This window comes from Mycobacterium sp. (assembly GCF_035506235.1).
In the GTDB taxonomy this organism is placed as follows: Bacteria; Actinomycetota; Actinomycetes; order Mycobacteriales; family Mycobacteriaceae; genus Mycobacterium.
In genome coordinates this window covers 49,635-60,719 of sequence record NZ_DATJPU010000004.1, presented here as the reverse complement: position 1 = coordinate 60,719, position 11,085 = coordinate 49,635, and the positions used below count along the sequence as shown (strand labels likewise).

Here is an 11,085-nt window from a genome sequence, read left to right as displayed (position 1 = left end):
CGGCTGCGCCGCACCAGCATCGACCCCGGCTGGCTGCTCGACTACTGGAGCGACCGGGTGCACCGGCTGCTCGGCGCGTGCGTGCGCGACCGTGACCTCGTTCCGGCCGAACGCAGCATCGACATCAGCTTCCACCACCTCAACGGCAACGAAATGCCGCTGCTGGAGCAGCTGTACCAGCGCGGCGGAGTCGAGCTGACACCGAAAGTCCGCGGGCGCCTTCAGCAATACCTGGACGGCAATCCGCGGGGCAAGCACGGCCGCATCCGCTACGACCTGCAGCGGCACTTCGGCATCTCGCCCGACGAACTGCGGGAGCGCTTCGGGTTCTACTTCGACAGGTTCGACGTCCGCCCCGATTGAAGGAGGCATCAGCGATGGAACCGGTCTATCGCAGCAGGCCCGGCGCCGACGCCATGCGACCGGCGGCCGCCGAGAAGGCCACTCGGCTAGCCCCAGGGCTGTGGTGCTCGCCGGGGCTGTCGAACGCCTACCTGCTGACCACGGCCGAGGGCCGGGTCATCGTCAACACCGGCATGGGGTTCGAGGGGCCGGTGCACCGCGCCAACTTCGACGACGTCGACCGCTCGCCGGTGCGCTATATCATCTTCACGCAGGGCCACGTCGACCACGTCGGGGGTTTGGACAGCGTAAGGGATCCCGATACAACGGTTGTCGCGCAAGCGAACTGGACCACGTGGCGCGACGACAACGAACGCCTGATCCCGTACCGCGCCGCCCGCAGCGCCTTCGCCTTCAAAGACACGCTGGCGACGGGCATCCAGGCCATTCAGCGCCGTCTCGGTACGACGCGGCTGCCCGGCCAGAGCGTCCCCGTCGTCGACCTGGAGTTCGAGGACACTCTGACGTTGGAGGTCGGCGGCCGGCGGGTGGAGCTGATCTCAGTGCCCGGCGGTGAGACCACCGACTCGCTGGTGGTGTGGCTGCCGGACGAGCGGATCTGCCTGTGCGGGAACACCTTCGGGCCCTTGTTTGGGCACATTCCCAACCTCGTCACAATCCGTGGCGACCGGTACCGTGACGCCCTGACCGCGGTCGAATCCGTCGAGCGGGTGCGCGAGCTGCAGCCCGAACTCCTGGTGACCGGCCACTTCGACCCGATCGCCGGGCAGCAGCGCATCAACGACGAATTGACCCGGCTGCGGGACGCGATCCAATACATCCACGACCAGACCGTCGCCGGGATGAACGCGGGCAAGGACGTCCAAACCCTGATGCGCGAGATCGACTTGCCGCCGGAATACGAAGTGGGCCAGGGCTACGGGAAGGTCGCCTGGGATGTGCGCGCCATCTGGGAGAACTACTCGGGCTGGTTCCATCACCGGTCGACCACCGAGCTCTACCCCGTCGGCTTCGACGCCGTCGCCCCCGACGTGGTGGCGCTGGCCGGCGCCGACGCACTGGTGGAAAGGGCGCGGGCACACCTCGACGAGGGCAGGGCGCTGCACGCCATTCACCTCGCCGAGCTCGTGCCCGCGGAGCACCCGGGGGTGCGCGAAGTCTTGAACAGGGCGCATGAAACGCTGCTGGCAGGCAGCACCAACTTTTGGGAAAGTGCCTGGCTGGCAAACCAATTAGCGAGGAACTCATGACGGCGCGAGTCACCTTCGACTTCACCGGGACCGCGGTGCTGATCACGGGCGGCACCAGCGGCATCGGGCACGCCACGGCGACGCTGTTCCGGGAGGCCGGAGCCGAGGTCGCCATCACCGGAACCAAACCGACCACGGCCGACTACGAGACCGACCTGTCCGGCATGGCCTATCACCAGTTGCAGATCACCGACGACAAGTCGATCGACGCACTCGCCCAGAAGTTCACCCGCCTCGACGTGCTGGTCAACAACGCGGGCGCGAATTTCCCCGGCGGCCTTGATGAGTCGAAGCCCGACGGGTTCGACGCGTCGGTCGCGCTCAACCTGGCCGGTCCCTACCGGCTCACGGTCGCGCTGTACCGGGCGTTGAAGTCGTCGACCGCGGCGGGCGGCGCCAGCGTGGTCAACCTGGCCTCCATGTCCGCGCTGCGGGCGGTACCGCTAGTCCCCGGCTACGGCGCCGCGAAGGCCGGGATCGTCTGCATCACAAGGAATCTGGCCGTCAAGTGGGCGCGCAAGGGAATCCGCGTTAACGCGGTCGCCCCAGGGACGATCGATACCCCGATGACCGCGCCCATGCACGGCGCGGCCGAACTGGTGGATTCCGAGTTGGCGCACATTCCGTTGCACCGCTTCGGATCCGTGGGGGAGATCGCGCCCACGATAGCGTTTCTGTGCACCGAGCAGAGCAGCTACACCAGTGGCGCGCTTTTCGTCGTCGACGGCGCGTCGGACTGCGTCTGAAAGGAGGCTTTCACCATGGCATTCGCCTTGCGGCCCGAGGACTTCTACCACACCGGCGTCATCGTGCCCGACCTCGCCGCGGCGATGGCCAAACTGAGCGCGCTGGCGGGCTACCGGTGGATCACACCAATGAGTTACACGCTGCCGTTTCGCACCGCCTCCGGCGTCCGCGAGTTGACCTCGACGATCGTCTACTCCTTGCAGAGCCCGCACGTCGAACTCGTGCAGGAGGTTCCCGGGAGTGCGTGGACGGCCGCGCCGGGCAACGCCGTCCATCACCTCGGCTACTTCAGCGACAACCTGGCCGAGAGCGCGCAGGCGCTCGAGGCCAACGGCTTCACCCTCGAGATGACCGCCGACGTGCCCGGTTCCGACCTTGCGCTGTTCGCCTATTACACAGACGCTTTCGGCGCCCGCATCGAGATCGTGGACCGCGCGCTGTTTCCCGACTTTCCCGCATTCCTGCAGTCGATGGCGGCCCCACCGGAGGTTTGACGTGCTATTGACCGTGCTGCGCTTCAATTTCGCCTCCCCGCAGGGCGATCCGCGCACGCAGAGCGCGCTGCTGGCCGCGGCGCTCGAACTGGCGCAGTGGGGCGAGTCGCATGGCGTCACCTCGATCAGTGTCGACGAGCATCACGCGACCGGGCACGGATGGAGCTGCAACCCGATCATGGCCGCGTCGATGTTCCTGGCGCGGACCACGACGCTGATTGCCAGCGTGGACTGCGCGCTGGGGCCGCTGTGGAATCCCGTCCGGCTGGCCGAGGACATCGCGCTTCTCGACAACATGAGCCGCGGTCGACTGCACACCACCGTGGGCCTGGGCTACCGCACGGTCGAATACGACTCGCTCGGGATCGATTTCGGCCGGCGGGGCAAACTGATGGACGCCCTGGTCGAGCGGATGCTCTCCGTGTGGTCCGGCGCCGACCCCGATGCGGGAGTCTGCACCGGGACCTGGACGCGCCCGCACCCGCCGCTGTACGTCGGCGGAGGGTCACGCGCCACCGCGCGGCGCGCGGCGCGTTTCCGGCTGCCGCTCAGCCTCGCCGACCACCTGCCCGAGATCGCCGCCTACTATCGCGCGCTGTGTTCGGAGGCCGGCATCAAACCCCTCATCCTCATGCCCGGGCCGATCAATCGCGGGATGATCTACCTGCACGAGGACCCGGACCGGGCCTGGGCGGAACTCGGCGATCACATCCTCTGGGAGGCGGTCACGTACGGCGGATGGTCGGCCGAGGAGCGTTCGCTCATGCACCTGCCCGGGGTTCAGACGCTGGACGAGGTGAAGGCATCGGGACGGTACCGGTTCCTGACGCCCGACCAGCTCGTCGCCGAAGTGCAAGATTCCGAGCAGTACGGGCCGCTCGTCATGCACCCGCTGGTCGGCGGGATGCCGGTCGACGAAGCGTGGAAGTCGGTCCAGTTGCTCACCGGCAAAGTGCTGCCCGCCCTCGGCTGACACCTGATTGCACCCGCGGATAGCGGGATGAGTCTGAGCGTAGTGGAAGTCAACAACTGGGGGATTCGATGAAATCTGCGACTCGCAGGGCAATCACGCTGTTCGGTGGTGCCGTCGTGGTGAGTGTGGCGGTCGGCTGCGGTGTGGCTGCCGCAGACATTTCGGCGTCCGACGCGCCGGCGGCACCGCCGGCGCCGACGTCATCCAGCCCGGCGCCACCGCCACAGCCCGGGCCGCAGATGCCGTACACCGATGGCCGGTAACTCCACTCCCGGTGGGGGCGGCGCCGGCGGAGGGGGTGCGGGCGGGGGCGGCGGGTAGGCCTCAGTGCCTCAAGGCACTTCCGTCGAGTACAGCCACGCGTCCCAGAGCGGACGCAGCGGCTCGTGGGAGTAGTTGGCGGCCAGGCCGGTGAAATCGGCCGTGACGACGGTGTCATGGCGATACCGGGTCGTCCAATCCTTGAGCAGCGCAAAGAATTTCTCGTCGCCTAACCGTGCGCGCAACGCGTGCAGCGTCAACGCGCCGCGCTTGTACACGCGGTCGTCGAACATGTCGCGGGGTCCCGGATCGGCCAGCAACAGATCCTGCGGCTGCTCCCGCAGCTGCTCATGGTGCTGGCGGGCCAATTTGTCGGCGCTGGGACCGCCGCTGTATTCCGACCATAACCATTCCGCATAGGAGGCAAACCCCTCATGCAGCCAGATGTCACGCCACCACCGGGCGGTCACCGAGTTGCCGAACCACTCGTGCGCCAGTTCGTGGGCGATGAGCCGCTCACTGGCCCGCGTGCCGTCGCAATGGTTGGCGCCGAAGATCGAAACCCCTTGGGCTTCAAGCGGTATTTCCAGCGGGTCATCGGTGACGACGACCGTGTATCCGCTCGCCAGCGGATAGGGGCCGAAGAGCTCGATGAACAGCCGCATCATCTCGGGTTGGCGCGCGAAGTCCCGGTCAAAGTTCCGGCGCAGCCGCGCGGGCAACGTCGCCTGAATGGACACGGGCGTCGTTGCCTGCCGCACCATCTCGTACACGCCGATCTGCAGGGTGACGAGGTAGGTCGAGGTGGGTTCGGGTTGTTCGTAAGTCCACACGATCTGTGACGCCCGGGCTCGCCGCGACACCAGCTTGCCGTTGGCGACCACCCGGTACCGGCTTTCGCAGCTGACTTGGATGCGGAACGCGGCCTTGGCGCCGGGGTGGTCATTGCAGGGGAACCACGACGCGGCGCCGTTGGGTTGCCCAGCAACGAGCACGCCGTCGCTCAATTCCTCGAAACCGACGTCACCCCATAGTGACCGCAGCGGTTTCGGGGAACCGCCGTAGCGCACAACGATTGACAACGCCGCCCCGGTCGCAACCGTGGACGCTAATCGGATGTGCAATTTGCCGCCGCTACAAGAGAAGTGGGCCGCACGTTTGCCGTTCACCCAGACCTTCGACACCGTCAGCGCACCGGATAGGTCGAGCGAGAGCTGCTGCAGTTCCGTAAGCGTCACCGCGGTGATGGTCGCCGACCCCGAGAGCCGGTTGATCGCGACCTGGTAGTCCAGATCCAGCTCGTAGCGCGACACCCGGTAGCCGCAATCGCCATTTTTCGGAAGGTAGTCGTCGAGCACCGCCGGTACCGGCTTATTCGGTGCCTTCTTGGCGGCCTTAGCAGAAGCTTTCACGCTGCGGTGCCCCGGATGCCGGGCTCGGGTGGGTTCTTTCGGCCTCCCTTCTTTTTGGCGAGGTTCCAGGGCCTGATCGGATTGCCCTGCCAGCGCGTCGATCCCGGCACCTCATCACCGCGCACCACCAGAGAAGCGGGCCCCACGGTCGCACCGGCACCCAGCCGGGCCGCGGGCAGTGCGACGCAATGCGGACCGAGGGTCGCGCCGGGTTCCAGCACGACACTGTCCATTCTCATGATCCGGTCGTGGAACAGGTGCGTCTGCACCACGCAGCCCCGGTTGACGGTTGAGGCGTCGCCCAACGTGACGAGATCGGCCTCAGGAAGCCAATAGGTTTCGCACCAAGCCCCGCTCCCAATGCGGGCGCCCAGCGCGCGCAGCCACAGGTTCATGCCCGGCGTCCCGCTGGCGGCCCGGGCGAACCACGGCGCCGCAACGGTTTCGACGAACGTGTCCGCGACCTCGTTGCGCCACACGAACGACGACCACAGCGGAAACTCTCCGGCCCTGATCCGGCCGACCAGAAGCCATTTCGCGACGACCGTGATAACGCCCGCGATCGCACCCGCCGCCAGGAGCACCAGCCCGCCGGACAGTGCCGCATACCAGATGCCGAAAGTCCTTGCCAATGTCTGCAGTGTGCCCAGCACCGCCAGCCCGATCGCGACCGTGACGAAGACGGGTAGCAGCCGACACGTCTCCACCATCGCCCGCATGATCTTCAACCGCAACGGCGGCCGATACGTGGTCGCCTCGTCGGCCTCGGCGGGGCGCCGGCGCAGCCGCATCGGCGGGCTGCCCAACCAGGACGAACCGCGCTTGGCTTTGGGAGGCGTGGCCGATAGCACCGCGACCAGTCCGTCGTCGGGGAGGCGACGCCCCGGCTGCGTGATGCCCGAGTTGCCGAGGAACGCGCGCCTGCCGACCGTCGTCTTCGCCGCGTAGATCCACCCACCGCCGAGCTCGTACGACGCGACCATCGTGTCGTCAGCCAGAAACGCGCCGTCCTCGATCACGGTGAACTTGGGGATCAGCAACACCGTGGAGATCTCCGTGCCGCGGCCGACCTTGGCGCCGAGCAGCCGCAGCCAGACAGGTGTCAGCAGGCTTGCGTACAGCGGGAACAGGTGGTTACGCGCGGCGTCCATCAGCCGCTCGGTCGCCCACAGCTGCCAGCCGGCGAGGCTACGCACCGGGTGGTAGCCCTCGCGCAGCCCTATCGATAACACCCGCACCCCGACCAGCGTCAGCAGCGCGTACGCCGTGAGCGCGGCCAGCGCTGCGACCGGTGTCCACAATAGCGCCGGAAGCGCCGCCTGCGACAAGCTGGGGGCGCGGTGGACGGCCGCTCCAATCACCGCAAGGGCCACCGCCACGGCCACCAGCGGCAAACCGCCCAGCAGTGGGGACGCCAGGCCATACACCGCGACCCATTGGGATCTGCGTGCCGGTCGTTCGTCGGGCCACGGGTGGTGTGCCTTGCCCGACTTCACCGCGGGCGAGCCCTTCCAGTACTGGTTGTTCTTGATCTTGTCGAGGACGCCTGAGCCGGGTGCGACGTCGGCGTTCTTGCCCACCACCGCGCCGGGCAGCAACGTCGTCCGGGCGCCGATCGCCGCGTCGTCGCCGATCGTGATCCTGCCCACCTGAAACTTGTCCCCGTCGATCCAGTGCCCGCACAGGTCCACTTCGGGTTCGACCGCGCTGCGATGCCCAAGCGTCAGCAACCCGGTGACCGGCGGCATCGAGTGCAGGTCGACGCCCTTGCCGACGTCGGCGCCCAGTGCGCGGGCGTAGTACACCAGCCACGGCGCTCCGGCGAGGTTTTCGGCGCCGCTGGCCTCGGCCAGCCGTTCGGCGAACCACACCCGCAGGTGCACCGACCCGCCGCGCGGGTAGGTCCCCGGATTCACGCTCGACAACAACATGCGCGCGAACAGCACCGCGATGCCCATGCGGCCCAGCGGCGTGACGAACAAAACGAACGCCACCGCAACCACCCACCAACTCACCGCCACGGTCCACGGCACCACGTGCAGGGCGCGGAAGACGTCATTGCCTAGCGCAAGCCATGTCACCCATTGCAGCGCCTCCAGCGTCGCCAACGGCACCGAAAGCAGAGTCTGGACAGCTTGGGCCAGTCTGGGGGTGGGTCGCACCACACGCGCGGCGACCTGTGGCGGGGGTTCCAGCTCATCCAGGAACCCGGCGAGCGAGCCGAGCCGTGGGTGGTCGTACAGGTCGGCGACCGTGACTTGCGGATAGTGATGCCGCAGCGCGGCAACTAGTTGCGCGGCGGCCAGCGAGCCACCGCCCAGCGCGAAGAAGTCGGCCTCCGGGCTGTCCACCGCGGCGCCGAGCAGGTCCCGCCACATCCCCGCCAGCTTGCCCGTCGTGCCACCCAGGTTGGCGGCTTCCTCTGTGTCAGCGCCGGGGGGTGGCCACGGCAGCGCGTCGCGGTCGACCTTGCCCGACGTGCGGGTAGGCAACTCCTCGACCCGGACAAGCCGGGGTACCAGCGCGGCGGGGAGCCGCTTTGCGAGCTGCTTGCGTGCCACGCCGAGGTCGAACGACGGATCGGCGCTGACCACATACCCGACCAGCACCGGAGTGCCGGTGGCGGTGCGGCGAACCGCGGCCGCGCCACCGCTGACCCCGGGCAAATGGACCAGCGCAGCGTCGACCTCGCCCAGCTCGATGCGGCGTCCCCCGACCTTCACCTGGTCATCCCTTCGGCCGCAGAAATACAGACCGTCGGGTTCCAGCCGTACCAGGTCACCGCTGCGATACGCGCGCAGCCAGTCCAGCGTCGGCATCGGGGCAAACTTCTCGGCGTCCTTATCCGTGTCCAGGTAGCGGGCCAGACCGACGCCGCCGATCACCAGCTCGCCCACCTCGCCATAGCTGACCGGCCGGCCATCCGCGTCGACGACGGCCAAGTCCCAGCCGGGTAGCGGCAGCCCGATGCTGATCGGCCCGGCACGGTCGAGCCTGGCCGCGCATGCGACCACCGTGGCCTCGGTCGGGCCGTACGTGTTCCACACCTCCCGGCCGTCGACGGCCAGTCGCTCGGCCAGCTCAGGAGGACATGCCTCTCCGCCAAAGATCAACAGTCGCACCGCTTCCAGTGCCTCGGCGGGCCAAAGCGCGGCCAGTGACGGCACCGTGGACACCACGGTCACGTCGCGGGTGACCAGCCATGGGCCGAGGTCCATCCCGCTGCGCACCAGGGACCGAGGCGCGGGAACTAGGCAGGCGCCGTGCCGCCACGCCAGCCACATCTCCTCGCACGAGGCGTCGAAAGCCACCGACAATCCGGCCAGTACCCGGTCGCCCGGCCCAATCGGGTTGTCCCGCAAGAACATCTGGGCCTCGGCATCGACGAACGCGGCGGCGCTGCGGTGCGTGACGGCCACGCCCTTCGGGGTGCCGGTCGATCCGGACGTGAAGATGATCCACGCGTCGTCTCGGGTCAGCGGGGGCGCGGCCCGCCAGCCACGCGACGAGCCGGGGCCTCGTAGCAGGCCCTCTTCGGTGATGACGGCAACGACGTTAGCTTCACCGAACACCAATTCGGCGCGCTCGTCGGGGTCGTCGGCGTCGACCGGCACGTAGGCCGCGCCGGCGGCCAGTGCTGCCAGGATCGTCACATACAGGGCATAGCTGCCCGACGGCATCCGGATGCCGATCCGGTCCGCGCGGCCGATTCCCCGGGCGGCCAGCCAGTCCACACTCGACTCGATGTCGTCGATCAGCTCGGTGTAGGTGAGCTGCACGGTGCCGTCGTCAATCGCTGTCGCATCCGGATAGCGGCCTGCGGTTTCATAGATGATGTCAATCAGGGTGCGCGGGCTCGGCGCTTGGGGTGACAACAAGTATTGCGCTGGAACTTCCACTGGGACCGCGGCCATCGACACCCTACGAAAATACTCAAACCGCGCCGCCGCGGAACCAGTCCGGTCAGGTCGGGCCGACCACCTAGGCGCCGCACGGCCGCGGCGGCCCGACGGCTGGCCGGCGGGGCTTCACCGTGTGGTTCGATCAGCACGAGCGACGGCGAACAACGACGGCAGGGAGAAAAGTGACACGACGATTCGGCGGGATCTTCGCGGTTCCGGTCATCTCGGCGCTGGCAATGCTGCTCGCGCCGTCGGCCTGGGCCGACAGCTACACCGACCAGGTGGTGGACAGGTTCGGCGCGCAGACCCATGTGGTGGCCGACCCGGCGGCCAGACCGCCGCTGCAGAACCCCGACAAACTGAACCAGCAGATCCTCACCAGCCGGTGGGCGTGGAGCCCCGCACCGCCGGTCTGGGTGGCAGCTGTGGCGCCCCCCCAGACCGGCGTGACGACGCCGGACGCCATCCACAACGTCATCGTGGGCCGCGATCCGGGGTTCAGCGGAGTCATCCTGGTAATCGACGCCAAGGGCTATCACGTGCGCGCCTACAACGTGCCGAGGGTGATCGCCGACAGCGTGGACCCGTTCCTGGGACAGTCGGCCAGGGAGCACCCCAATGACCCGTACGGCGCGACCAGTGACTTCGTCAGCAAGCTGTCCGGTGTGGGCGCCTCGCCCGGTGGGCCGGTGACGACCTCTCCTGTCGGGAGCGCCAAGCACAGCAGCTGGGCTCCGCTGTGGACGGCGCTCATCGTCATCGGCGTCGTCCTGGCGGTCGCCGGGCTGATCTGGTACGCCGTGGGCCGAAGCCGTAAGCGCCGCAAGGACTACGAGGCGCGAGAGTGGGTCAAGGGACAGCTGATCGCCGCCGAATCCGAGGTCGCGGATCTCGACAACGCGGTGATCGCCAACGCCGATACTGACGTCAGCGCGGAGTCGCTGAAGGCGAACTCGGGTCTTAACGACGCCCGAAAGGCTTACCAGGCGGGCGATTACACCGCGGCCCGGGCGCACCTCCGCGCCGTGCAGTCCACCGTGAACAAAGCGAACCGCAAGCTGAACCCAGGGCCTAACGTTTCCGCCGTGACATCGGTGCCGGAGGAGGACCGCAAGCAGGCCACCGTGCGGGCGAAGAACCCGGACACCGGGCAATACGTGACGATCAACAACAACAACTACAGCACCACCCCGCAGCCCGGCTACGCGAACTACTACCCCGGCGGCATGTACAACGGGATGTTTTTCTACCCCGGTTACTACCCGTACGCGTTCTGGGGGCCGGGCTGGGGTTGGGCCCTCGCCGATGTCCTGTTGATCGACGCCATGCTGGACGACCACTGGGGCGGCAATTACGACCGGGGCTTCGACGCCGGATGGGATTCGGCAATGGCGAATCAGGGCTTTGACAGCGCCCCGAGCGCCGGGTACGACAGCCAGCAGGGTGATGCCGGATTCGACGGCGGCTACCAGTACTCAGGCGGCGGCGACACCGATTTCGGAGGCGGCAACGACTCGGGCGGCGGCTATGACTCCGGCGGCGGCTTCGACTTCGGCGGGTCGGACTTCGGCGGCGGGTTTGACTCCGGCGGGTCGGACTTCGGCGGCGGGTTCGACTCCGGCGGGGGCAACGACGGCTTCTGAGGGGTCGCCTACTTCCCGACGCCGCCGGTGGCCCAGACCG

Annotated in this window: 8 protein-coding genes and 1 pseudogene; 7 read left to right on the top strand and 2 right to left on the bottom strand. The window is 68.0% G+C overall.

Annotated features, from left to right (window positions below; translation table 11 throughout):
- From VMD50_RS00995 to VMD50_RS00970, 6 genes and pseudogenes are all read left to right on the top strand, one after another.
- Nucleotides 1–363: pseudogene (locus tag VMD50_RS00995) on the top strand (sulfotransferase family protein); the annotation flags it as partial.
- Nucleotides 364–377: 14 nt separating this feature from the next.
- Nucleotides 378–1,613: an MBL fold metallo-hydrolase gene (locus tag VMD50_RS00990; protein ID WP_325423954.1), complete on the top strand. Its 1,236-nt coding sequence runs from the start codon at nucleotides 378–380 to the stop codon at nucleotides 1,611–1,613.
- On the top strand, nucleotides 1,610–2,359 hold the full coding sequence (locus VMD50_RS00985) for an SDR family NAD(P)-dependent oxidoreductase (protein ID WP_325423952.1): 750 nt from the start codon (nucleotides 1,610–1,612) through the stop codon (nucleotides 2,357–2,359). Before VMD50_RS00990 ends, VMD50_RS00985 begins: the two co-directional genes overlap by 4 nt.
- Before the next feature lie 15 nt (nucleotides 2,360–2,374).
- Complete coding sequence (locus VMD50_RS00980) at nucleotides 2,375–2,854, top strand: VOC family protein (RefSeq protein WP_325423950.1); 480 nt, start codon at nucleotides 2,375–2,377, stop codon at nucleotides 2,852–2,854.
- 1 nt (nucleotide 2,855) lies between these two features.
- Nucleotides 2,856–3,827 (top strand): LLM class flavin-dependent oxidoreductase, encoded by a 972-nt coding sequence (locus VMD50_RS00975; RefSeq protein WP_325423948.1) that lies wholly within the window; start codon nucleotides 2,856–2,858, stop codon nucleotides 3,825–3,827.
- A 68-nt stretch (nucleotides 3,828–3,895) separates the two neighbouring features.
- The gene (locus VMD50_RS00970; protein ID WP_325423946.1) at nucleotides 3,896–4,090 is read left to right on the top strand and encodes a hypothetical protein; all 195 of its coding nucleotides are present in this window, start codon (nucleotides 3,896–3,898) and stop codon (nucleotides 4,088–4,090) included.
- 69 nt (nucleotides 4,091–4,159) lie between these two features.
- Here the strand turns inward: VMD50_RS00970 and VMD50_RS00965 are convergent, their stop codons facing one another.
- The gene (locus tag VMD50_RS00965) at nucleotides 4,160–5,500 is read right to left on the bottom strand and encodes a M1 family metallopeptidase (RefSeq protein ID WP_325423944.1); all 1,341 of its coding nucleotides are present in this window, start codon (nucleotides 5,498–5,500) and stop codon (nucleotides 4,160–4,162) included.
- Nucleotides 5,497–9,414, bottom strand: a complete 3,918-nt coding sequence (locus VMD50_RS00960) for a Pls/PosA family non-ribosomal peptide synthetase (protein WP_325423942.1) — start codon at nucleotides 9,412–9,414, stop codon at nucleotides 5,497–5,499. The genes VMD50_RS00965 and VMD50_RS00960 overlap by 4 nt, the downstream gene beginning before the upstream one ends.
- A gap of 170 nt (nucleotides 9,415–9,584) precedes the next feature.
- Between VMD50_RS00960 and VMD50_RS00955 the strand changes: the two genes are divergently transcribed.
- Entirely contained in the window at nucleotides 9,585–11,045 is a 1,461-nt protein-coding gene (locus tag VMD50_RS00955) for a tetratricopeptide repeat protein (protein WP_325423940.1), read from the top strand.
- The last annotated feature ends 40 nt before the right edge of the window (nucleotides 11,046–11,085 follow it).

Excerpts from the sequence above, each read along its gene's own strand:
- VMD50_RS00990 (WP_325423954.1), top strand. The coding sequence starts at position 378 with ATGGAACCGGTCTATCGCAGCAGGCCCGGCGCCGACGCCATGCGACCG.
- VMD50_RS00985 (WP_325423952.1), top strand. The coding sequence starts at position 1,610 with ATGACGGCGCGAGTCACCTTCGACTTCACCGGGACCGCGGTGCTGATC.
- VMD50_RS00980 (WP_325423950.1), top strand. The coding sequence starts at position 2,375 with ATGGCATTCGCCTTGCGGCCCGAGGACTTCTACCACACCGGCGTCATC.
- VMD50_RS00970 (WP_325423946.1), top strand. The coding sequence starts at position 3,896 with ATGAAATCTGCGACTCGCAGGGCAATCACGCTGTTCGGTGGTGCCGTC.
- VMD50_RS00960 (WP_325423942.1), bottom strand. The coding sequence starts at position 9,414 with ATGGCCGCGGTCCCAGTGGAAGTTCCAGCGCAATACTTGTTGTCACCC.